The 20,439-nt window shown below is 67.8% G+C and carries 21 protein-coding genes and 2 pseudogenes; 6 read left to right on the top strand and 17 right to left on the bottom strand.

Features of this window, described 5'->3' with window-relative positions:
- Nucleotides 1-106: 106 nt before the first annotated feature.
- The 3 genes from SMA5143A_RS40325 to SMA5143A_RS43355 all read right to left on the bottom strand — a co-directional run bounded on the left by SMA5143A_RS40325 (nucleotide 107) and on the right by SMA5143A_RS43355 (nucleotide 3,257).
- Nucleotides 107-871, bottom strand: coding sequence for a family 16 glycosylhydrolase (locus tag SMA5143A_RS40325; protein WP_107467768.1), 765 nt, complete (start codon nucleotides 869-871; stop codon nucleotides 107-109).
- A 233-nt stretch (nucleotides 872-1,104) separates the two neighbouring features.
- Nucleotides 1,105-2,319, bottom strand: coding sequence for a cytochrome P450 family protein (locus SMA5143A_RS40320; protein ID WP_107467767.1), 1,215 nt, complete (start codon nucleotides 2,317-2,319; stop codon nucleotides 1,105-1,107).
- 443 nt (nucleotides 2,320-2,762) lie between these two features.
- The gene (locus tag SMA5143A_RS43355; protein ID WP_181362259.1) at nucleotides 2,763-3,257 is read right to left on the bottom strand and encodes an RICIN domain-containing protein; all 495 of its coding nucleotides are present in this window, start codon (nucleotides 3,255-3,257) and stop codon (nucleotides 2,763-2,765) included.
- A gap of 407 nt (nucleotides 3,258-3,664) precedes the next feature.
- Between SMA5143A_RS43355 and SMA5143A_RS40310 the strand changes: the two genes are divergently transcribed.
- Nucleotides 3,665-4,348, top strand: a complete 684-nt coding sequence (locus tag SMA5143A_RS40310) for a helix-turn-helix domain-containing protein (RefSeq protein ID WP_107467766.1) — start codon at nucleotides 3,665-3,667, stop codon at nucleotides 4,346-4,348.
- Nucleotides 4,349-5,257: 909 nt separating this feature from the next.
- Here SMA5143A_RS40310 and SMA5143A_RS40305 read toward each other — a convergent pair.
- The 4 genes from SMA5143A_RS40305 to SMA5143A_RS40290 form a co-directional block, all read right to left on the bottom strand.
- Complete coding sequence (locus SMA5143A_RS40305; RefSeq protein ID WP_107467765.1) at nucleotides 5,258-6,007, bottom strand: SGNH/GDSL hydrolase family protein; 750 nt, start codon at nucleotides 6,005-6,007, stop codon at nucleotides 5,258-5,260.
- The gene (locus SMA5143A_RS40300) at nucleotides 6,004-6,297 is read right to left on the bottom strand and encodes a hypothetical protein (RefSeq protein WP_107467764.1); all 294 of its coding nucleotides are present in this window, start codon (nucleotides 6,295-6,297) and stop codon (nucleotides 6,004-6,006) included. Before SMA5143A_RS40300 ends, SMA5143A_RS40305 begins: the two co-directional genes overlap by 4 nt.
- Before the next feature lie 82 nt (nucleotides 6,298-6,379).
- Nucleotides 6,380-7,216, bottom strand: coding sequence for a helix-turn-helix domain-containing protein (locus SMA5143A_RS40295; RefSeq protein WP_107467763.1), 837 nt, complete (start codon nucleotides 7,214-7,216; stop codon nucleotides 6,380-6,382).
- 148 nt (nucleotides 7,217-7,364) lie between these two features.
- Nucleotides 7,365-8,294 (bottom strand): LysR family transcriptional regulator, encoded by a 930-nt coding sequence (locus SMA5143A_RS40290; protein ID WP_181362258.1) that lies wholly within the window; start codon nucleotides 8,292-8,294, stop codon nucleotides 7,365-7,367.
- 341 nt (nucleotides 8,295-8,635) lie between these two features.
- Between SMA5143A_RS40290 and SMA5143A_RS40285 the strand changes: the two genes are divergently transcribed.
- Nucleotides 8,636-9,244 (top strand): hypothetical protein, encoded by a 609-nt coding sequence (locus tag SMA5143A_RS40285; protein WP_107467762.1) that lies wholly within the window; start codon nucleotides 8,636-8,638, stop codon nucleotides 9,242-9,244.
- A 297-nt stretch (nucleotides 9,245-9,541) separates the two neighbouring features.
- On the opposite strand, the gene SMA5143A_RS40280 is transcribed toward SMA5143A_RS40285, so the two are convergent.
- From SMA5143A_RS40280 to SMA5143A_RS40260, 5 genes and pseudogenes are all read right to left on the bottom strand, one after another.
- On the bottom strand, nucleotides 9,542-10,201 hold the full coding sequence (locus SMA5143A_RS40280; protein WP_107467761.1) for a hypothetical protein: 660 nt from the start codon (nucleotides 10,199-10,201) through the stop codon (nucleotides 9,542-9,544).
- A gap of 95 nt (nucleotides 10,202-10,296) precedes the next feature.
- Nucleotides 10,297-10,452, bottom strand: a pseudogene (locus SMA5143A_RS44425) (IS5-like element IS4811 family transposase); the annotation flags it as partial.
- Nucleotides 10,413-11,510, bottom strand: a complete 1,098-nt coding sequence (locus SMA5143A_RS40270) for a hypothetical protein (protein WP_107467759.1) — start codon at nucleotides 11,508-11,510, stop codon at nucleotides 10,413-10,415. The gene SMA5143A_RS40270 and the pseudogene SMA5143A_RS44425, both read right to left, overlap by 40 nt.
- A 237-nt stretch (nucleotides 11,511-11,747) precedes the next feature.
- Nucleotides 11,748-12,125, bottom strand: a complete 378-nt coding sequence (locus SMA5143A_RS40265) for a fic family toxin-antitoxin system, toxin component (protein ID WP_107467758.1) — start codon at nucleotides 12,123-12,125, stop codon at nucleotides 11,748-11,750.
- Nucleotides 12,125-12,364, bottom strand: coding sequence for a hypothetical protein (locus SMA5143A_RS40260; protein WP_107467772.1), 240 nt, complete (start codon nucleotides 12,362-12,364; stop codon nucleotides 12,125-12,127). The genes SMA5143A_RS40265 and SMA5143A_RS40260 overlap by 1 nt, the downstream gene beginning before the upstream one ends.
- 740 nt (nucleotides 12,365-13,104) lie before the next feature.
- Between SMA5143A_RS40260 and SMA5143A_RS40255 the strand changes: the two genes are divergently transcribed.
- The gene (locus tag SMA5143A_RS40255; RefSeq protein WP_107467757.1) at nucleotides 13,105-13,509 is read left to right on the top strand and encodes a PaaI family thioesterase; all 405 of its coding nucleotides are present in this window, start codon (nucleotides 13,105-13,107) and stop codon (nucleotides 13,507-13,509) included.
- A complete protein-coding gene (locus SMA5143A_RS40250) occupies nucleotides 13,502-14,179 on the top strand; it encodes a TetR/AcrR family transcriptional regulator (protein ID WP_181362257.1) in 678 nt (225 codons plus the stop codon). The genes SMA5143A_RS40255 and SMA5143A_RS40250 overlap by 8 nt, the downstream gene beginning before the upstream one ends.
- Before the next feature lie 108 nt (nucleotides 14,180-14,287).
- Here the strand turns inward: SMA5143A_RS40250 and SMA5143A_RS42785 are convergent, their stop codons facing one another.
- From SMA5143A_RS42785 to SMA5143A_RS43350, 3 genes are all read right to left on the bottom strand, one after another.
- Nucleotides 14,288-14,668, bottom strand: a complete 381-nt coding sequence (locus SMA5143A_RS42785; protein ID WP_146194040.1) for a hypothetical protein — start codon at nucleotides 14,666-14,668, stop codon at nucleotides 14,288-14,290.
- 35 nt (nucleotides 14,669-14,703) lie between these two features.
- The gene (locus SMA5143A_RS40245) at nucleotides 14,704-15,096 is read right to left on the bottom strand and encodes a VOC family protein (RefSeq protein ID WP_107467755.1); all 393 of its coding nucleotides are present in this window, start codon (nucleotides 15,094-15,096) and stop codon (nucleotides 14,704-14,706) included.
- 660 nt (nucleotides 15,097-15,756) lie between these two features.
- Nucleotides 15,757-16,053: a hypothetical protein gene (locus SMA5143A_RS43350; RefSeq protein WP_107467754.1), complete on the bottom strand. Its 297-nt coding sequence runs from the start codon at nucleotides 16,051-16,053 to the stop codon at nucleotides 15,757-15,759.
- 21 nt (nucleotides 16,054-16,074) lie between these two features.
- Here SMA5143A_RS43350 and SMA5143A_RS40235 point away from each other — a divergent pair, with 21 nt between their 5' ends.
- Complete coding sequence (locus tag SMA5143A_RS40235) at nucleotides 16,075-18,459, top strand: hypothetical protein (RefSeq protein WP_107467753.1); 2,385 nt, start codon at nucleotides 16,075-16,077, stop codon at nucleotides 18,457-18,459.
- Between the two features lie 190 nt (nucleotides 18,460-18,649).
- On the opposite strand, the pseudogene SMA5143A_RS40230 reads toward SMA5143A_RS40235, so the two are convergent.
- Both SMA5143A_RS40230 and SMA5143A_RS40225 read right to left on the bottom strand, forming a co-directional pair.
- Nucleotides 18,650-19,194: pseudogene (locus SMA5143A_RS40230) on the bottom strand (transposase); the annotation flags it as partial.
- Between the two features lie 43 nt (nucleotides 19,195-19,237).
- Nucleotides 19,238-19,576, bottom strand: coding sequence for a hypothetical protein (locus SMA5143A_RS40225; RefSeq protein ID WP_181362256.1), 339 nt, complete (start codon nucleotides 19,574-19,576; stop codon nucleotides 19,238-19,240).
- Nucleotides 19,577-20,084: 508 nt separating this feature from the next.
- Here SMA5143A_RS40225 and SMA5143A_RS40220 point away from each other — a divergent pair.
- Nucleotides 20,085-20,363, top strand: coding sequence for a GlsB/YeaQ/YmgE family stress response membrane protein (locus SMA5143A_RS40220; RefSeq protein ID WP_107467752.1), 279 nt, complete (start codon nucleotides 20,085-20,087; stop codon nucleotides 20,361-20,363).
- Nucleotides 20,364-20,439 lie beyond the last annotated feature (76 nt).

Below are 20,439 nucleotides of genomic sequence, written 5' to 3'. Positions count from 1 at the left end.
CAGCGCCTTCCCCGCGACTTCACGGTCAGCTCACGAGCAGTGCGGAAGATTGCCGTCCCCCGCAGACTCACGGTGCGCCGCTATCGGCCCCCGCCCCGCCCCCGCCTCAGCCTCGGCCCCCCGCCTCAGCCTCAGCCTCGGCCTCGTCGGACAGTGTCTCCGAAAATGCCGTCGGCCGCCTCACCACGAGGCGCTGGACCTCGTACGACATCTCCTTGACATGGGGAGCCGGTCGGGGGTGATAGCGGCCCGCGCACACGGACAGGTTGACGATGAGGTAGGCGTGCCAGGCACGTCCCACGCCTCGGCGGTCGGCGAACACCTGGCTGCCGTTCACCCACCAGATCACGGACCTCGGGCCGAACTCGACGCGAAGATCGACCCACGCACCCGGGCCGATGGCGGAGTCGCGGTAGTAGAGGTTGGCGCCGCGGACGTGGTTGGTCAGCTCCAGGAGGTCGGGGTTGTCGGGGTGGTACTCGAAGACATCGATCTCCTGGTCGCCGTCGCGCCAGGTCCAGATGGCGGGCCAGGCCCCCGTTTCGTACGGCAGTCTGACCCGCGCCTCGAGAAGGTCCCCGGCGCGGACGGTGAAGGCCTCCTCACTCCCCTCGGTGGTGAGCAGGCCTGTGTCCCACCGACCGTCCTTGCGGAGGGTGGCACGGAAGGTGCCCGAGCGGCTGTATGCGGGTTCCGCCGTCAGATGATCCAGTTTGTTGTCGCCCGGGTTGATCGGTCCGCCGTTCGGATAGGCCCACGAACGCCCCGCCACCCATTGACGGGTGGACGCGAAGTCCGCCGTGAAGACAACCCCGAGTCGGGACGAAATCTCCTCTGCCGACGGTGTTCCGCCGCATGCAGGATTCTCCATGCGCGAATGCTGCTCCCTATATGACTTCGGCATGCAAATGCCGATGAATCCACGGAGAAGGTAATGCGGACGGGTGAATCCATGTGCGATCCCTTGCGGGAACAATTCGGCAGTTTCGAACAGTACTTGCTCCCGCGGCCCATTGCCTCGCGGTCAGGACACCCTCATCGCCGGCCGCGACCGTTCGAGCCTGCCGACTGTTCGAACGCCCTGTCCACGCACTTCCATCGTGTCTACCAGCGCACCGGCAGCTCCCGCAGGCTCCGCATGAGACTGGGGCGCCACCGTGGTGTGCCGTCACCGTCGAATGCCAGGCGGGGGAAACGGTCCAGCAGGATACGCAGGGCCAGGGTCGCCTCCAGTCGTGCCAGCGGGGCACCCAGGCAATGGTGCAGGCCATACCCGAAGGCAAGGTGAGCACGGGTCTCGGAGGGGTCACGACGGATGTCGAACCGGTCGGGGGCGGGGAAGCGCGCGGGGTCGCGGTTCGCGGCGGCGATGGAGAGCACGACACGTGCGCCCGCCGGTATCCGGGCGCCGCCGAGAGTGATCGGTTCAGCGGCGTAGCGGTAGGTGCCAGCTGGTGCGGGCGACTCGAAGCGGAGCGTCTCCTCCACGGCGCCCTTCAGCAACTCGGGGTCGGCATGGAGGGCGGCGAGCTGCCCGGGATGGCCGAGCAGCAGCTGGACGGCGTTGGCGATGAGGTTGACGGTGGTCTCGTGCCCTGCGACGAGCAGCAGGAAGGCCATTCCGAGCAGTTCCTCCGGGGTGAGCCGGTCACCGCCGTCCCTGTCGTGGGTGCGGACCAGGGCGTGCAGCAGATCGCTGTCCGCGGCGTCCCGAAGCCGCCGTTTCTCCTCCGCCAGCCCCGCGAGGTACATGGTCATCTCCTGGCTGGCGCGGGCGGACTGCTCCGCATCGTCGAGGGCGACGACCTTCGTGGACCACGCCCGGAAGGCATCCCGGTCCACGTCCGGCACGCCGAGCAGCTCGCAGATGATGGTGAGCGGCAACGGATAGGCGTATGCGGCCACAAGGTCGGCACGGCCGTCGGCGGCCATGGCGTCCATGGCGTCCAGAAGCGCACTGGCCGCCTCCTCAACGCGGGGCCGCAGCGCCTGGACGCGGCGGGCGGTGAACTCGCGGGCCACGAGCGTCCGCAGTCGGGTGTGATCGGGTGGGTCGACCTGGAGCATGTTGCGGCCCACGGAGTACAGCCCGTCGTCCTCGAAGTCGGCAGAGTGCCGTACGTCGTTGCGCAGCCGGGCGTCGGCGAACGCGAGACGCACTTCCTCGTGCCCGACCACCAGCCATGACTCGTCCCCGGTGGGGAAACGCACGTGGTGGACGGAGCCGCGGGAGCGCAGCGAGTTGAAGGCGGAGTAGGGGTCGGCGGTGAAGTCGTCGGTGAGGTCGACGAGTCGAACGGTATGGCGCTGGGTGCGCATCGGCGGCTCCCGGTAAGAAGTGGGGACCATCCCCCGTTTAGGTGTCGGACGCGACCGTAGCACGAAGCGGGGAGCTGTCCTCGTTTCTTCGTCGAGGGACCGACGCCTGGCGCCGATCCGGGCGGCTGCGGCAACGAACCGCCTTTCTGACCGTCGTGGATGAGGGCTGTTCGCGCAGTTCCCCGCGCCCCTGAAAAGCGACCGGGCTGCGCCCGTGCTTTTCACGATGGGCGGGCGGGCCGTAGGCCCAACCCAGCCCGGCGCGGTGACGCCAGGGGCCCGGCAGCGGGATCTGCGTGATCAGCCAAGGCAGGGCCGCTTACCTGAAGTCGGCTTCGACTTGTCGTGCTGGAATCGGCGTGGGGACATGGCTGGGCCGGCCCTGTCGCCGGGTTGATCAACAGGGCCGGCCCGGAAACGCGTCAATCCTTCCTACGGGAGGACTACTCGCCGCCGGAGAACGACCACGCGCACTGTCTGAACGAACCGTCCGACTGGGTGATCACATCCCACGCGAACTCATCCGCGGCGCACAGATACTTGCCGGTGGCCACGTTCCTTGCCCGAGTACCGGCAGAGTCCTGTCGGTACTCCCACTTCTGATAGTTGCCACCGTTGCACTGCATGTAGTACACGTCGCCAGCCGCGTTGCTGTCGAGGCACTGATTCGTGTACGCCTTGACGATTTCCGCCCCTCTCCGGTCCCACAGCTGGTTCCGATCCCCAAAACGGCACTCTTCGACGGCCACATCCCACCTGCCAGAGGAGAGCACGGTCGACTTGGCGGTGACACACCTGTCCGTCCCCACCGAGTAGTCCATCTTGATCCAGGTGTTCTCGGTGGCGCTCGCGGCTGGTGCGAACAGTGCCGCGTTGGCGACAGACGCGGCGATCGTCGCCAAGGCGACCATGAATATCCTCTTGGGCTTTCGGTTCATGCCTGATTCCTCTGCTCGGTGCTCGATGCCTGGTATTCGATCGGTGCGGCCGCTTCGAATCGAAAGCTCTCCCTGACATCGACTCTCGTTGGTGCCATGCCGGGTTTTCGCCTTCCCGGGTAACAGGTGGTTGAGGTCCTGCCCCGGGAGGGAGTCGACCCGAAAGTCATCCTGGGCGCGGCGTGGTTGTGCTGTGTGTGCGTGGACACGGAAGTACGGGCCCCTCAAAGGGTGAGAGGGGTCGGCCACGGTGTCCGGGAAGGCGCCGTGCTTGGATGGCCCAAGCCTGTGCCGTGCGGCGTCCCATCCGCCATTCCATCGGGAGTTTCGGAATGTTGGGATGTGCGCACTGGCTCTGACCTGGAGAAACGCGGCCATCGTGGGACGCCGAACGGGATGAGGAACTGATGGAGGCGGCTGTAGAGATAGCTGACTTCGCCGCGCTGCTGCGCGAGTTGAAGGAGCGATCCGGGCTGAGTTACGAGTCTCTGGCGAAGCGGGCCCGTATGAGCACCTCGACGCTGCACCGGTACTGCAAGGGGGAAGGAGTGCCGGCCGACGACGCTGCCGTCGCCCGGTTCGCCCGGGTGTGCAAGGCGACTCCCGAGGAGCTGAGGGAGTTACACCGACGCTGGGTCCTGGCGGACGCAGCATGGGAGCGGCACCGGCGGGCCACGGCCGCCGGGGGCGGGGCCGGGGCATCCATGTCCGGTTCGGCGCCGGAGCCACGCTCGGCGCAAGCGCGCACTGGCGAAACCCAGCCGGAGACGGTGCCGGACGATCCGCCTCCGCTCGCACCGAAGGACCCTGCGGTGCTCGTCGCCGAACCGCCGCGGGAGACGGTCGTCTCCGCGAACGGCGCGCCTGCGCGTATCCGGACCGCACGCACGCGGTGGGCCCTGATCGTGGCGGGCACCGCCGCCGTGGTCGCCGTGTTCACCGCGATCACGGCCACCCCGCAGGAGAAGGAACCGACCACAGTGCCGAGTGGCCCGTCAGCCGGCACCACGGCCTCCTCCGGAGAGCAACCCTCCGCCTCCCCCACGACGCACCCGCCGACGTCGGCGCCCGCTTCCCCCTTCGCGCGATAGTCCCGCCGCGGCGACGTGATCCCGCACCGCAATGGCGTATCCCCCGCGGTCGCGGGGAGGGGCCCTACCTGGTGTCGATGCGGCAGCGCATCTGCTTGTGCTCCCTGCACCCGCCACGGGGTGCGACGTGCGCGGGCCCGGCGCGGCGTGCTCCCAGCGGCCGCCGGTTGGCCGGGCCCTGGGCTGCCCCGGAGGAACGCCGGGAAGTGCTCCTGTGGCCGCAGTGTGCTCGCGGCCGGTGCGGCAACGACGCTATGCCCATTGAGCCATTGAGTGTCCGGGACACAGTCCGGACAAGGCCCTGACCAGCCCGGACAGTCGGCGCCTGTCCGGGACAGTCAGCCGTTGTTGTCTCGACCTGCCGACGGCCAGCAGTCTGAGCCGTGCCTGGCCGGCGGCCGAACCGTGGCACTGCTGCGGAGATCCGTCGCGGCCGGGAAGCGTCATGTCCGAGATCAACAAGAGAGGGTCAAAAGAGAGATGCGCAAGATGAATCGCACAGCGGTAGCACTCGCCGGTGGTGTCCTGGCTGTCACCGGCAGCCTGGCGGTGACGACCTCTTCCGCCTCCGCGGCACCCGCGCCGAGGGTCTACGAGAACTGTCCCACGTCGGGATCGGAGTGGACCGACCTCGGTGCCGGTCGCACGGGCTGGGCACACGCCACGTGCTCTCGTGCCGACGTGCGCATCAAGGTGTACTGCGCCAACGGACGTTCGTACGACGCCAGCCCGTGGTGGAGGGGGGACTACAACAGCGTGTCGTGCCCGAGGGGCGTCGGAGCGACAGGGATGTACACGTCCTATCGCATGTGAGGTGGGCATCTGTCCTTGAACCAATGTGGTGACGCCCAGCAGAGGTTGGACTGTCGAATGCCCGTGCAGCCGCGCGAGTACCCGACATAGTCGGCCCTAACCGGCGGGGACCGCCTGCCCTGGTGGCGGTCCCCCTTGGGTCAGCAGACCGGCGTCGATGACCTCAGCGACAAGGGTGGCGCCCCGGCTGTTCTGGTGGATGTGGTCGGTCGTGAACACGAGACCTCGCCGCCGCGAGATCGTGTCGAGGCTGCGGCGCAGCACTGCGCGCTGGACGAGGACGCCGACGGCCGCTGCGGGCGTCACCTCCCGGTAGGAGATCGGCGGCGGGTCCGCTTGGCGCAGTTCCTCGATCTGTCGTTCGTGGAGCGGAAGGTAGGCCACCTCGTTGGCGGAGGCGACCTCGGCGATCATCCGGCTGTACACCCGCGATGCCTGTGCCGCTGCACCGTCGAGCTGTTGGCCGAGTACTGGCAGCGACAGCAGACCGATCGTCGCGTCGGTCTCCGCTCGCAGCCGTGCGACGACGGCTCCCAGGCACTGTTGGAACCAGCCGGCCGACGGGCGATGGGGTAGCTGTTTGCGCTTCATGGCCTGTTCGACGGGGTAGCCGGCAAGGCTTGCTCGGGCGTCGTTGGTCCCGATCAACACGGTGATCACATCGGGTGGGTTCGTGACGACGGTATCGAGGCGCTGCAAGAGGTTGTGGGCGAAGTCGCCGTTGGCGCCGAAACGGGCAAGCTGCACGTCACCGGGAGCGTGGCGCCGTCCGAGAAGATCCAGGTAGTCGACGCTGAACTGCGCGCGGGTGAGGCTGTCGCCGAGGCACGCGATGCGTGTCGTCACGGCGCTTCCTCCGGGCTGGGCGTGCCGATGTGTTCGGTCGGGCGGGTGTCGTTCCGCGGACGGTGGTCGGTGCCGAGGGTCGCTGTGATGGAGAGGACGGACGTCGGCCCCTCCATGTCGACCACGTGCCATACCCCGGCACCGTCTGCCGCGACCGCGGCGCTGTAGGCCTGGAGCACCTCCGGGTCCCAGGTGAAACCCTCGACGGGTTTCGCTCTCGATCCCAGTCCGAGGTGCACGGGGGTGGTTCGCAGGTCCATGGCGTTGCGTTCGTGGTTGCCGAGTCTCATGCCGACGATCGTCCACGACAGCGGTCGGGCGGTCTTGAAGAAAAGGGAAGAGAAGCCGACGCGGAGGACAGACGGTTGACTGCTACCCGGCTCCCAGGAGGACTTCGCTGCGACGCCAGGCCGTCGGCGATCGGCCCGTGAACTCGCGCCAGTCCCGTACGAGATGGGCCTGGTCGGCATAGCCAGAGACGGTTGCCACATCGCCCCACGGCAGCGGGTCCTGCGCCGCTGCCCTTTCGTGCGCGTGCTCGAAGCGCAGGACTCGGGCGAAGGTCTTCGGAGACAGGCCCACCTCACCGCGAAACCGCTCGCTGAGGTACCGACGGCTCCAGCCGAGTTCCGCGGCGACCGCACCGACCTGGACGCGACCCCGCTCGGCGACAAGGCGGCGCCATGCCTCGGCCACCTCGGGGCGCACCCACCGCACAGGGTCTCCGCAGGCGCCACGGCCGACGGCTCGGAGGAGCAGTTCGTCCAGTGTGGTGAACCGTGCCGCCCATGTTGTCGCCGATCGGAGCCGGTCGACCAACTCGACAGCAAGCGCTCCGAGAAGCTCGTCAAGTGGGACCAGTTGGTGGGCGAGCTCGGCGGCCGGCATGCCGTAGATGGCCCGGGCCCCAAGCGGTGTCAGCGAAACCTTGATGCCCTGCTGGCGTCCGTCGTGGTGAATCGCGACGGACCGGCTCATCAGACCGCCGGCCACGCTGCCGAATCGGGTGACCGGTGACCCGTCGTCTACGCCCGCCGCCATCTCCAAAGGATCCGAGAGGCTGATCACCGCAGTGAGCGCGCGGCTCGGAGGGCCGCAGTGCACCCCCGTCGGGAGCCCGCGGAGGTCGAAGCCGACATACGAGTCGACGTACTCCCGCAAGTCGGGCGCCGGACGTGCACCGATCCCTGTGGCCGCCTGGTCCTCCATTGTCGTCAGTGTACGAGCCGCGCAGCGAAGGAAGATCGCAGTCGTACCAGAACGCCTTCGACGGGGTTGAGGTCCGGCGCGTTGGGCGGCAGAGAGTAGGTGGTCGGCCGGCTCCACGACCTCGGTCAAGTAACCGCTGTTGGATGCGTCATAGGGCTTCGGCGTAACCCCGTCTCGTGGCTTCTTGCGCAGCGTGCCGTATGGCTCTGATCGTGAATTCGGAACGTCTTCGGTGGAGCCAGGCGAGGGCGGATGTGGAGGGGGCTAGGTCGACCACGTCGATGTATCTGATGCCTGGGCGTGGAAAGTACTCACGGGCGGCCGCCGGCAGAAAGCACATCGCTTCTCCGGCGGCCACTGTGTGCAGCAACGACTCCATGTCGGTGACCACCGGCCCGTAGTGAACGCGACTGCCGTCCGGGCGGGGATCAGCCGCCCAGAAGTCCCACCACAGCCGCGGAACCTGCTCAGGCATGTCCACCACCGGGACGCCGGAGAGTTGAGCCAGGGTGAGCCGGGGCAGGATCGCCAGGGGATGCCCGGCGGAGAGGCAGGCCACTCGTGGCTCGGTGGCCAGGTGGTGCAGTTCGATGTCGTCCGTCACCGGAGGACGGAGGAAGACCACGTCGGCCTCTTGCTGTGCCAGCGCGGCCATGTGATCGCCGAAGCCGAGGTTGACCAGTTGCACGCTCGTCCCGGCGTGACGGTCTGGCAGCAGCCTGAGTACGGCACGGGTGTGCGCCATGGATGCCTCGGCTCCCATGGTTCCCACGACCAGCCGTCCGGAGACCTGTCGCAACTGCGCCTCGGCGACACGCCGCAGCCGGTCGACAGCCGCGACCGCCGCGCAGGCCTCGGGGAGCAGTGCCTGCCCTGCATCGGTCAGAGTGATCGCCCGGCTGGTGCGCTCCACCAGGCGTACCCCCAAGCGTTTCTCCAGCTCTCTGATTTGCTGACTCAGCGCCGGTTGCGTGATGAACAAGCGCGCGGCGGCACGTCCGAAATGGAGTTCCTCGCTCAGCGTGAGATAGAGCCGAAGCTGATGAATGCTCGGTTCTTTCGACACCGACGCCCCCACGGAGAATCCCCCTTCACTGCCCAACTTGCTGCGATAACGAGCATGTTATCGATAGCCACGAATCCTGTGCCTCTCGTTCGATGACGTCCCTGTCTTGACCGTGTGATAGTCAACGGCGTCACACATTCGCTTGCCTGCTGCGGCAAGCCGCCGATCCAGCCGTAAAGCCGTTCCGCCAGGGGCCGGGTACGAACGCGATGCTGCCGGGAAGTCCAGGGGTGCGATCTTCCCGAGTGGCCCGATCAGCAGCCCTGATGAGCCGGAGGGCGTAGCCCATCCGGGAACGGCACACCTGTCCCGCGGCCGGTATGGCCAGGGCACCGAAAACGGGAGGAACCACCATGCACATCTCACGGCCTCTGTCTGTCGTCATCGCGGCCTGCGCGACCGTGGCGCTGAGCGCCACCGCCGCACCCGCCGCCGGCCCCCTCGGTATCGGCTGGGCCGTCCACCCGCGGATCGACACCGGGATGTATTCCGGACCGGGTCTGAGCACACCGCGGATCGGAACCGCGTGGGCGGGCGACAATGTGGCCGGAATCTGCCAGGACAACGACAACAACGGCAACCGCATGGTTCTCGGTATCGAACGGCCGGGACGCAACGGGGCCCAATGGGCCAACACGGTCGGCTACATCTGGGACGGCGACATCCGCGAGAACACCGACCATTTGCCGTCGTGCGACGTCTACGGCCGAAGCGTCCACCCGCGGATCGACACCGGCCTGTATTCCGCTCCCGGCCTGAGCACACCGCGGATCGGAACCGCGTGGGCGGGTGACGACGTGGCCGGCATCTGCAAGATCAACGACAACAACGGCAACCGCATGGTTCTCGGTATCGAACGGCCGGGACGCAACGGAACCCAGTGGGCCAACACGGTCGGCTACATCTGGGACCTGGACATCCGCGAGATCACCGGCAATCTGCCGGACTGCGGCACGGCGTAACCGTCCGTTGCCGACCGCGCTCAAGGCAACGCGTACCGGCGGCAAGAAGTGGTACGGCGCGGCAGGGCTCTGGCGCGCCGTACCGGTGGAATTGAGCGAGCGTCGCATCACGTGATCACTCGCGTGTTGCGACGAGCTTGCGTGTTTCTGGTCTGTGGTGCTTCGTGCGGCACGATGCATGAGAACCGGACCGCCGTTGACCAGCCATGACCGCAGAGCCGCAACGGGGGCGGGCCTCAGCAGGGACGCAGACCCTCGGAGGCCGCCCGCGTCAATGTGTGTAGCCGTTTCCCGGCTTCATGCCGGTTTGAGTGGCAGACCTGAACGCTCGTGCAGGGATTCAAGTGCGGTGTGGTCCACGGCCGCGACGCGCAAGGTGCCGGTGTTGTAGGAGTAACTGGCCAGAATGCGTCGCGGTTGGTCGACGAAGCTCAGCCAGTCACCGCCCTTCTGCATCTCGCGAGACCCGACGTAGCTGAGGACTGACTCGACGACCCCCAGTTGCTGCTCACGGATCCGGCAGGTGGCTTGGTGCGGCAGTGACCTCACGGCCTGCCTGCCGGCGACATTGATCAGGAAGGACGACAGTCTCCGGGATTCGCTGTACCACTTCCCGCCTGGCTCGCTTCGGCCATGGACCCTGGGGTCGGGACAGCCGGCGTCATCCGGGCGCACGCTCCACTGGGCGGGCCATCGGTTCTCCCCACAGAAGACCAGATGTTCGTCCTCGACACCCAGGTGCCCGGGAACCATCACCCGGAGGGTGTGCTCGTGGCCGCCCATGCCCATCAGCTCCGGGTGTCGGCCCGCGGCAGCGTAATAGTCACGCAAAGCGTCCGGCAGGCTGATCCCCAAGCGATCCCCGGCAGCCGTGACTTCGGCATCAGCGCAACCGTCGTTCGGAGTCCAGCCACCGAACGCGGTCGACATGAGTTCCTGAAGCAACTCTTTGATCATGACAGACCTCAAGTCGATGGGATCATCACTCGCCGCGAGTGAGCGTTCGGTCCGCAGTGATCATAGGCGTAGGCGGCGTCGGCCCACACGATCACCTTGGCGACAGTCTCCGCGGCTTTCACGCTCTGGGAGTCGATCACGGTGCCCACCGCGGGGGCCTTTGCCCATGTCCCGGCGGATCCGCCCCCGAGATGGTCACGGATCTGGCCGATCACCCCGGCTGCGGCCCAGCGGGCCATGCATCCCGCGACCGCTGTTCTTGCTGTCCGATCTGGCAGATCGCCTCCAGCGGGAAGGGGGTTGCCCGGCTCTCCTGCTGGAATCGGCGATAGAAGTCACCCATCACTTCGGCGACCGGCGCGTAGCGGACAAGGACTGCCGCGAGCGCCGCTGGGATGTGTCCCCGGTGATCCCCCTGTGCGCAGGCCTGCACAAAAGCCTTGCGTTCTTCCGGTGGGTATCCGTACAGAGCGACGGCCAGCCAGTTCACCAAATAGGTGACGGCGTAACTCTGGTCGTAGGTGCGGTGCTGGTCGAAGAAGTCGGCTTCGTCCTGTGTGAGCTCGAAGCGAGAGGAGATCGCAAGGCCGTAGTCGGCGAAGAAGAGCCGCCGACCGTCGGTCAGGATGTTCTCGAAGTGGGCATCGAAGTGCAGCAGCCCGCGAGCGTTCATGAACGAGATTCCGGCCTTCAGCTCGTTGTCCACCATGGTGCAGGCCCGCTCCGCCGCCTCCTCACCGGCGCCCATCTGGACGCTCAACCAGTCGTGCAGGTTGTGCGGGAGGTACTCCAGGAACACCGTGAGACTGGCCGAGGACTGCTGGAGAGCTTCGATCCGGCTGCGTACCTCCGCTCCGCCTCCCCAGTAGGCGACAGCTCGTTCGACATCGGCCAGTTCCTCGGGAAGCGGCTGGCCAGGATCTGGGAGCACCCGCCAGTGGTACATCAGAGGGAAGCCCTCGTAGTCTCCCGCGATCACCCAGTTCGTCGTCATGGTGTGCACGGCCAGCTCTCGCCAGGCTCCGAACCCCGGGCCGCCGATACTCCCGACGCCGTAGTGACAGAAGGCCGGCAGGCCGTACAGATTCGCCGTGGAATGAACGTTCTCCGGCCGCCGCTCCAGATCCGTCAGGCGTATCTGCTTGACGAAGACCGGGGTTCCGTCGACTTCCAGCAGTACTGTCTTCCCGCCGATGCCGGAACCGATCGGTGTGGCGGCGTCCACGAGCTCGTGCAGTCTGCGATCACTGCACAGCGCCAACGATGTGGAAACGGCACCGTGGGCTGCCAGACGGGCACCGCGGGACATGTCAGGGCGCTTCACCTATGCCTCCAGCCGGGCACCCGCCTCTCACGCACCGCTTCACGAACGCCAAGGCGGGAGCTGCTCGCCACCCTCTCATGTCGAGGACCGGTGACAGCCCCTGGAGCACTGACGGCTGCCGCAACGGTCCAGTGACGCACAGGACGGCGAAAGCGCGATGACGCCGGAGTACGCCTCGACTCGGGCCGAAACCGAGCCCGAGCGCCGGGCGGGCCGGCAGCGTCAGGTGGTGGTGGGCCAGGTCCGCAGCAGAGCGGCGATCTTCCCGGCGGTGCACGCGGGGTCGAGGAGCAGGTCCTTCAGGGCGATGGCGTCCTCGCGGCCGGGCTTGACGGAGATCCCGGCGGCTTCGAGGTACATGACACCCGTAGCCGCGGCGACGGCCATGTTGGAGCGCTCCAGCCAGCGGCACCGGCCCAGCGTGTGCACCAGGGCGGCAGCCTTTGCGTAGGGGCCGTCGTAGACGGGCCGCTCGAACAGTTCGGCCCGGTGACGGGCGACCGCCGAGACCGGCACACCGTAGTCGTCGGGCGCCGGGTCGTCCGCTCCGGCCGCCTCGGCGACCTGCAGGATCCAGGGAACGTCGATGTTCAGGTCCATCAGGCCGCGTGCGCTCCCCGGGACGCCTGCTGGGCCTGTTCGGCCTCGTCGAAGACCGCCTGGTGGTCGGCCAGGAAACGGGCCGCCGCCCCCACCGCACGGGCGCGCAGCCCGCTGGCGTCGTCCTGCACCAGCCGCGCGAGGTAGTCCCCGACACTCACCCCCAGATCCGCGGCTCGCTTCTTCGCGAGCTCCGCGATGTCCTCGTCCACCCGAGCGCCCAGCTGTGTCTTCGCCATACCAGCATGGTAACAGCTGTTACCACCGTACGGGCCGGTCGCCGGGACGGGGGTCTCCAGGGGCCCGTCACCGTCTTGGAGGCGCACGTGCGGATACGCCCTCCCGCCCGTCCCACGACCGTTGCCCGGCCGACCGAAGGCGGCCTCGTCGGCTTCGCTGTCCGCGGCGTCCCAGCAGGTTCCGTCCACGGCCGGCAGCCGCGAGTTCGCCAGAACGCGCCCGGCGTCGCTCCGGTGGCCATCGGCCTGGCAGTGGTGGCGTACAGCACCCGCAGTGGCTCCGATCCAGACGACCCCTGCCCGGAACAGCGAGAACTTCACCGGAACGTGCCAGTCACCCAGCAGCCCCGCAGCCCTCAGCCCTCAGCCCTCAGCCCTCAGCCCTCAGCCCTCAGCCCTCTGGCGGCAACGGCATGGACCCACAGTGTGTCAGGCGGTCGCGGCGCCTCTTCCGGGACCGCTGATGCCCGGTGGACGCCACCAGGAGCGGGGACACGGAGAGCCAAAACTTCCGCCTGATTCTGTTCTGCGGCCGGGGTGGGCCGGCGAACCGAAGTGGGTTGACTCTCCAGGTACGTGACGTTGTGTCACCCGAGTGACGTCGCGGCATCTCCCGCCCCACCCCCGACTGCGCCGGAAGACGGCACAGCCCTGCCGCCTCGTGCCACAGAGGTGGACACGAAGCGTGGCATCCACATAACTTGTCACCGTTAACTTAACTGCGACAACCTGGGGCCGCGATGACCATCACCGAGCAAGACGTCTACGCCTTGGCGCCGTTCGCCAGGACGCTCGGGATACGCTTCGGAGCTCTCAAGGCCGACGCTGTCACCGCACAACTCGCCTACACGCCCGAGCAGTCCACCGTCGGTGCCGCGATGCACGGCGGGGCACTGATGGGGCTGGCCGATGTAGCCGGCGCCGTGTGCGCCACGTTGAACGGGACCGCCGACGCCCTCCCCGCGACCATGGAATCCACCACCCACTTCCTGCGGCCCGTACACGGCACCGGCGCCTACGCGACCTCCCGCCCGCTGCATGTCGGCAAGTCAACGGTCACCGTGGAAATCGATATCCGGGATGACAGGGACCGGCTCTGCGCCCGCGTCACTCAACTCGTCGCCCTCCGGAGGCGCCATGACTAAGGACCCTGGCCAGAACACGGCCGACGGCCGAGCCGGCACAGCCGAAGGCCGTCGGCGCAGTCGCGCCAAGCGAGGCCAAGGCGGCCGACTGAGGGACGAGCTCATCGAAGCGGCCAACACGCTGCTCGACGACGCCGGCGAGGACGGCGTGACCATCCGCGCGGTGGCACAGGCTGTCGGGGTCAGCACCCCCTCGGTGTATCTGCACTTCGACAACCGACAGGAACTGCTGCACACCGTGTGCCTCGGGGTCTGGGACGAACTCAGCCGACGGATGCTGAGCATCAGCGCCCAGACCACCGACCCGTTCGCCGAACTCCACCAGCGCAGTGTCGCCTACATCAGGTTCGGGCTCGCCCACCCCCTGCGCTACCGCCTGGTCGCGACCGGACCCGCGACAGCCGCCACCGAGCAGGTAGCCGACACCTGCTTCCGATTCCTGCGGGAGACGGTGCAGCGATGCGCCGACGCCGACATGCTCCACGGCGATGTGACGGCGCTGACCCGGGCCATCTGCGCGTCGCTGCACGGTGCCGTCTCGCTGCTGATTCTCCAGCCGACCTCGAAATGGCCCGACGACATCCCCCAGTACGCAGACGATGCCGCGACCCTCGCCTGCCAGGGCGCCGCTGCCCTCTCGCGCCGGCGCCACAGCCGCTACCGAACGTGAACCGAGTTCGTCACACTGGCCGAAAAAGATCCGCCGGGCCATGTGGTGGCGGGTCTCGGCGATGTGGAGCTGCCTGCCGATCACACGCCACCCATGAAGTGATCCGGTTCAGCGAGCCGATGTCTCGTCGGACACATCAAGCCTGGAGAACGATGCGTCCAGGGCCCTGATCTGCGTGGACGCGCGCCGGTTGGGGCTGCGTTCAAGGCGCGACACCAAGTCGGCGACCTCAAGACGGTCGCACCTATCTTCGACGGCCACACATTCGGCAAATGTCACGGCGCGGTCGACCCCGCGTACATCGGCCCGGAACCAGATGGACGGGTGCGCGGCCGTCGCGCAGTCGTTCGCCGTGCTCAAGCCCGGGGCCCACGTATTCGGACAAGGTGATGAACCGCGATCGGTTCGACCTCTCCTCGATCCGATGTCCGGCTCGGAGCGCTGAACGCCGCTCGCCCGCAGTTCCAGCAACGCCTCCCCGGTGGGCACGCGCGCTCCTCCCGCAGCGCGCGTGCCCACCGTCCTCATGTCTCCTGGAGTACGGAGAGAACGTTCCCCGCGGGGTCGGTGAACCACGCGATCGCGGCGGGGCCGCCGTCACCGGCCCGGACGATGCCCCTCTCGTCCTGGTCGAACCCGGGATAGCGCTCAAGGCTCACTCCGCGCCGCTCCAGCTCGTCGACAGCGGCTTCGATGTCGTCCACGGGGAAGTTGAGGATCGTGAAGGTCGCGGGGACGTGTGACTCCTTCGGGTACACGAGGACCCGTGCGCCTCCGCCGAGCGTGAGGGTCAGCATCCGCATGTCCCCCTCCCCCCTCTCCTCCGCGCGGAGACCGAGAGTCTCACCGTAGAACCGGCGGGCCTCGCCGAGGTCGTCGACCGCGAAGCCGCTGAACGCCTGGGATTGTCCGAACATGCCCTGTCTCTCCTTCACGGGTGAGCTGTTCCGAGATCTCAGGGCACACCACGCGGGCCCCGGTCACCGGCGCGCCACGCTGACGACGCGAGGGTCCCAACAGCCGGAGTTCACGCGCCCGGCGTACGGCGTCGTTGCGCCGGTTCACGGTCAGCCTCCGTCAGGCGTTCTTGGGTTCACCCGGCCGCGTGCCCGGCTCACTGGACACCGAACCGTTGGCCCCCGCACCGTCGTGGAACACATGCGGAACGACGGTGACACCCATGTCGTGATACGCCAGTTGGCATCGGCAGACATCCGCGTCATGCAGGGACGCACCTGGTCTACGGGTATCCCCGGTTGTAGCGAAGTGCACCCGCACGCTCACTGTCTGCTGCTATACCGGTGCGGGCAAGCTGCACAATGGTGGACGCATCGGGGGAGCACATGGCAGAGGACCGCTATGCCTTCAGGCAGGCAGCCGACAACGGGATGCTGGACGGGCCGCCGGGAACAGGAGATTTTCTACGGCTGGTGCGGTCACTGGTGGAAAGACCCCCACGCGGTGAACGGTGGTTGCCGTCCTTCGAGATCGGTGGCCCGGGTGCCCGGGCCGTCCAAGCCGCGCTCAAGAGTCGACTGGACGAGGCTGCCCGGCCCGTCCCCCACTGCGTGGTGCACCTACCGGATGCGGATGACCGTCCCGACGACAACGGTGACCACCGCGAAGCCGACGATGACCGCTCCGAAGGCGAGATGCCCCAGGCCGGTGCGCCGGGCCACAGCCGACCCGCTCCCGACGACGGCACACGCGATCCCAGGACCGGCTCCGGTACGACGCTCCTGTCCGACGGCGCCGGCCGGGCGGGCCATGTGGTCAGCCATCAGGACGCCGACGCGCTGCGTGATCTTCTCGCCCGGATCTGCCACGGCCTCGCACCACAGCGAAGCGGACAGCCGCGCCTGCGGTTCCGCCACTTCTCGTTGGTGAACTGGGCCATGGGGGAGCGACTTCCGAACGACGGCCGTCACGACACACATCACACCGAACTCGCCCGGCGACTGCGCGACTTCCTGCGCGGTACCCTCCCTGCCGCCGACCACAGCGGTATCGGTATCGGCATCGGTGCCGTGAACCCCTTGCTGCAACTGCTGTGGAGTGTGCTGATACTGGTGGTCCCACCCGCGCTGTTCCGAGTGGTGGCGAGCGGACGTGTGCCCGGCCTCGGGCGCGGCTACTGGTGGTTCATGCGTCAGCCCTACCTCAGGCCGGAGCTGTCGGGAGACTTCCTCGGCCTGACCGAGCGGCTGACCGTCGGTTACCGGCGCGAGGAACCCGCCGACCACGTGGCCAAGTTGCTGGTGCACGCCTTTCTCGAAGACCTGCGCCGCGCGTTTCGGCGCGGTCCCTTCCGACGGCGCGGATGGCGGCACACCGCCTATCCCGTGGTGGTCCTCCAAGGCACCCAGGCGACCGACGCGGGGCGCACCCTGCTCAGACTCGTGGAACAGGTACGTGAGGAGACCGGGCGGCCCGTCCCCGTGCTCCTCGTGCACTTCGACCACCGCCGACACTGGGGTGGCCTGGGCGGCCCATCCGCGCCCGCCGACGCTCTGGACATGACAGACGTGCCCGCGATCGACCCCACGCAGTGGGCCCCGGTCTCCTACAGCACTCGTCTGCGCCCGCGACGCTCCGTACCACCGGCCCGGGTCCGTGCGCAGCGTCGGTTCTGGGTGGACGACTCCACCGAGACGGAACGAGTGCCCGCATCCGTCGTTGTCACGGCACCTTTGCCACCATGGTTCAGTCGGCGTGTCGTCATTCTCACCGCATGCCTGGCACTTCTCGCTCCCACCGTGGCATGGTCCGGCTATCAACTGGGCCTGCCGGGTTGTCCACACCGGCCCCTTGCCGGTGACGTGACCGTCAGGGACGTGGGCGGACAGTGCATCGGCTTCAGCGACGCCCAAGCGTTCACCTTCAACGACGAGCCCGGGCAGGAGCGACTGCACGACATCCAGCAGCGTATCTTCGCTCAGAACCGGGACGCGGAGGACCTCTGGGAGCGCGGCGGCCGTCGCCGCCCGTACGCCACCATCGTGTACCTGGGCACCTTGACCGGCCGTGCCACGCGCCGGGGTGAGGAAGCGTACGCGGCCGAACGTGAAGGACTGGAGGGCATGGCCGTCGCCCAGCACATCGGGCTGCGGGCGCCGGTGAACAACTTCTCGGTGCCGTTGCTGCGCATCGTCATCGCCAATGCCGGCTTCCAGATGAAGCAGGCCGACATCGCTGTTGACATGATCGCCGAGCTGACGCGTCGGGAGTCCGATGCCCCCGTGATCGGTGTCGTCGGCCCGGTCGAGAGCCGGAGGGCCAGCGCCGCCGCCCTGCGTCACCTCAACCGGATCGGTCTGCCCGCCATCGCGCCGGCACTCTCCGCCGACCACATCGACAAGAATTCCGCCCTCTACCTGCAAATCGCGCCGCCCAACCGTGATCAGGCCCGTCTCTTGGCCGACTACGCGCGCCGGAAGGGGTGGAAGGGGCTGCATGTCTACGCCACCTATGGGGAGGGGTCCAGCCGCCAGGACGACCTCTACGTCGCCACGCTCCTGGAGGACCTTCGGTCACAGTTCAAGGGCACCCATGACCTCACCTTCCGTGACTGGCACAGCGGGCTGTCCATGGCACAGGAGTGCGGTTACCAGGGCATGCTCTTCTTCGCCGGTCGGTGGTCGGAGTACGGAGACTTCCTGCACGGCCTGGCGAAGGACTGCCGCAACCAGCGCTGGCCACGTCATCTCGTGGCCGATGACTCCGTCAACCGTTTCATGGCCAACCCGACGCTGCGCGAGGCGGCGCCGGACAATCTGACCATGCTGTACGTGTCGAAGTCCGGCCTGGCCACCTGCGCCGCGCTGCGCCGTCGCAGTGACTCGGACACGGTGGCCAGCCAGTTCCTGGCCGCTGTGGGAAGGCCTGGCCTGCTCCGCCCCGCGAGGTGTGTCCACAAACCCGGTGCCCAGGAATGGCTGGGGGAGCACGTCGGGCTCGCCTACGACGCCACCATGCTCCTGACCCAAGCGGTGGAGCAGTTGGCCGGACGTGTCCGTGTGTGGCCGCAACGATGGGACGGGCGAATGCTCGACCCGGCAGCCGTCCACGCCGAGATCCTCCGACAGAACCAGGCCGGCGGCTGGCCCGGCGTCACCGGCCACCTCGTCTACTCCCCGGGCTCGGGCGAGCCCGTCGGCAAACCTCTGTCGCTCCTGCGCATCGACCGCATTCCGGCAATGAAGGAGATGCCCACCGAGGTCTTCAGCTGCGGCCCGTACGGCCGCCACGACGCACACACGTGTCGCGAACCACGGGGGTGACCCGACCCGCCGGGCATGTGTGTGGCCGCACCTTCGACAGTGGGATCAGCGGCTTCGCGATCTCCCCCAGCCCGCCCGGCGGCGCGAGCTGTGCTCGGCGGGCCGGGCAGGGGACTTGCGGCGTCACCGGCGATGCTGCGGCAGTCTGGCGCCGCTGGCCGTGGAGGTGTCCCGGCAGGCCCTGGCCGAGGATGACCAGACCGGTGCCGCGGTAGCCGCCGTCCGCTATGACCGTGGTCTTGCCGACGGCGTCCTTCGCGCCGGAAAGCTCCCATGCCTTGCCGTCGTTGCGGTTGCCGGGCAGGGGCTGGCTGACAGCGACGACGAGTCGGGTGTCAGCGTCGATGACGACCTGGTGGTTGGTTGAGCAACGGTTGTTCTTCGACTGCTCGGCGATGGTGTGATCGCGGGTTGGCACCAGGGTGCCGTCCACGATCAGCATGGTGTCCTTGCGGAACCGTTTGCGCCGTTGCAGAGCCAGCGAGGGCCGCAGGGCCTGTCGTTTGGATCACGCCTGGGCCGCGGGGCTTGGCACGCGCATCTGCGGCGTTGTCGTCGGTTGCCAACGCTCCGCGTTGACGCCCTCCTCCGCCAGTGCGCGGCGACCAGCAGGACCCGGTCCTCCAGCGGCAGGTCCATGGCCGTCCCTTGCGGACGGGGTCTACGCCCTCGCGTCGTCACGCGGTGATCAACTTGCCGAACTGCCGACGGGATCAGTCCGCTGAACGGGGCTATTCAGGAAGGCTCCGACGCCGTGATCACACCAGTCACTGCGCGATCATTCCACTGCTTCAGGTGCTCCCTGCTCGAACGCGAGGCGGCAGCGTTCAACCTGCTCGGCGACCTGCTCCATGAACCAGCGCATGATCTCGTAGGGGATGACGTGCTCGTCGTGGCTGTGGATGTGGACGGTCGGCTCCAGACTCGGGTCCTCGTCGGGTATCACCGCCACCACGAACGCGGTTCCTGGCAGGTGCGTCTCTGCGTTGGGAATGTCAGCCCACGAAGCCGGCACCGGAACGGCCTCGCTCAGCTCCACACACCATGCGTCGTCCGGCAAGGCGTAGTGGTACTGGATGGCGTAGTGGCGGCCTGCATGAACGCGCAGCTCTGGCATGTCCGCAGGCTGTCACAGCTGCCACGTCGGAGTCTGAAGCAACCGCCCGACGCGTGTGTGGTCCTGTGGTCGCACTCGGTTTCAGCAAGAAGGTCGATGCGCGCGGAGCAGGCCGCGAGGTCTGCCAGCAGCTGATTCGCGCCCGATCAACGACAGCCGCGACGGCGGACGTCCTGGCCAACGCACCGGTACCATCGCGGCCGTCCGGCCGGCTCTGCCGGTGACCGATCAGGCAGAACTCGGATCGGCGGGCCGACAGGATCCACAGCCCTGCCTCACGCTTCCCCATGACCCGACCAACGACCAGACCAGCCGACCCTTACCTCACGCTCGCACTTGGACACAAGGGAGGCCACAGAGTCGGCATTCCGCGTTCTCTGATCGCGCCCTCCCCCCCTGGCGCCCGCTCCTCACGAGTCAGGAGCCGACATGGTCAGATGTTTGTTCGAGCGCAATCGGTGCAGACGGTGAACTGCCACAACCTCTATACAGGAAGCGGAGACGCACCATGGGCATCATCGCGTGGATCATCATCGGCCTGCTCGCCGGCGCCATCGCCAAGGCCCTGATGCCGGGCAAGGACCCCGGCGGCGTCATCATCACCATGCTCATCGGCATCGTCGGTGGTCTGCTCGGCGGTTGGCTCGGCAAGGTCATCTTCGGCGTCGACTCCATCGACGGGTTCTTCGACCTCTCCACCTGGGTCGCCGCGATCGCCGGCTCCGTCATCCTCCTCGCCCTCTACCGCCTCGTCACCGGCAACCGGCGCTCGCACCGTCACGCCTGACCCGCTGAAGGCACAACGCCTCCGGGCCCACCTGGACGGCTCCCTTCCTGTTCGCAGGACGGGAGCCGTCCAGGTG

It is taken from the genome of Streptomyces sp. MA5143a, assembly GCF_900290235.1.
Lineage (GTDB): Bacteria > Actinomycetota > Actinomycetes > Streptomycetales > Streptomycetaceae > Streptomyces.
Note: the sequence above shows the minus strand (reverse complement) of the source record. Positions and strands in the feature narration are given on the sequence as shown.

Excerpts from the sequence above, each read along its gene's own strand:
- SMA5143A_RS40325 (WP_107467768.1), bottom strand. The coding sequence starts at position 871 with ATGGAGAATCCTGCATGCGGCGGAACACCGTCGGCAGAGGAGATTTCG.
- SMA5143A_RS40320 (WP_107467767.1), bottom strand. The coding sequence starts at position 2,319 with ATGCGCACCCAGCGCCATACCGTTCGACTCGTCGACCTCACCGACGAC.
- SMA5143A_RS43355 (WP_181362259.1), bottom strand. The coding sequence starts at position 3,257 with ATGAACCGAAAGCCCAAGAGGATATTCATGGTCGCCTTGGCGACGATC.
- SMA5143A_RS40310 (WP_107467766.1), top strand. The coding sequence starts at position 3,665 with ATGGAGGCGGCTGTAGAGATAGCTGACTTCGCCGCGCTGCTGCGCGAG.
- SMA5143A_RS40300 (WP_107467764.1), bottom strand. The coding sequence starts at position 6,297 with ATGAGACTCGGCAACCACGAACGCAACGCCATGGACCTGCGAACCACC.
- SMA5143A_RS40295 (WP_107467763.1), bottom strand. The coding sequence starts at position 7,216 with ATGGAGGACCAGGCGGCCACAGGGATCGGTGCACGTCCGGCGCCCGAC.
- SMA5143A_RS40285 (WP_107467762.1), top strand. The coding sequence starts at position 8,636 with ATGCACATCTCACGGCCTCTGTCTGTCGTCATCGCGGCCTGCGCGACC.
- SMA5143A_RS40280 (WP_107467761.1), bottom strand. The coding sequence starts at position 10,201 with ATGATCAAAGAGTTGCTTCAGGAACTCATGTCGACCGCGTTCGGTGGC.
- SMA5143A_RS40270 (WP_107467759.1), bottom strand. The coding sequence starts at position 11,510 with ATGTCCCGCGGTGCCCGTCTGGCAGCCCACGGTGCCGTTTCCACATCG.
- SMA5143A_RS40265 (WP_107467758.1), bottom strand. The coding sequence starts at position 12,125 with ATGGACCTGAACATCGACGTTCCCTGGATCCTGCAGGTCGCCGAGGCG.
- SMA5143A_RS40260 (WP_107467772.1), bottom strand. The coding sequence starts at position 12,364 with ATGGCGAAGACACAGCTGGGCGCTCGGGTGGACGAGGACATCGCGGAG.
- SMA5143A_RS40255 (WP_107467757.1), top strand. The coding sequence starts at position 13,105 with ATGACCATCACCGAGCAAGACGTCTACGCCTTGGCGCCGTTCGCCAGG.
- SMA5143A_RS40250 (WP_181362257.1), top strand. The coding sequence starts at position 13,502 with ATGACTAAGGACCCTGGCCAGAACACGGCCGACGGCCGAGCCGGCACA.
- SMA5143A_RS40245 (WP_107467755.1), bottom strand. The coding sequence starts at position 15,096 with ATGTTCGGACAATCCCAGGCGTTCAGCGGCTTCGCGGTCGACGACCTC.
- SMA5143A_RS40235 (WP_107467753.1), top strand. The coding sequence starts at position 16,075 with ATGGGGGAGCGACTTCCGAACGACGGCCGTCACGACACACATCACACC.
- SMA5143A_RS40225 (WP_181362256.1), bottom strand. The coding sequence starts at position 19,576 with ATGCCAGAGCTGCGCGTTCATGCAGGCCGCCACTACGCCATCCAGTAC.
- SMA5143A_RS40220 (WP_107467752.1), top strand. The coding sequence starts at position 20,085 with ATGGGCATCATCGCGTGGATCATCATCGGCCTGCTCGCCGGCGCCATC.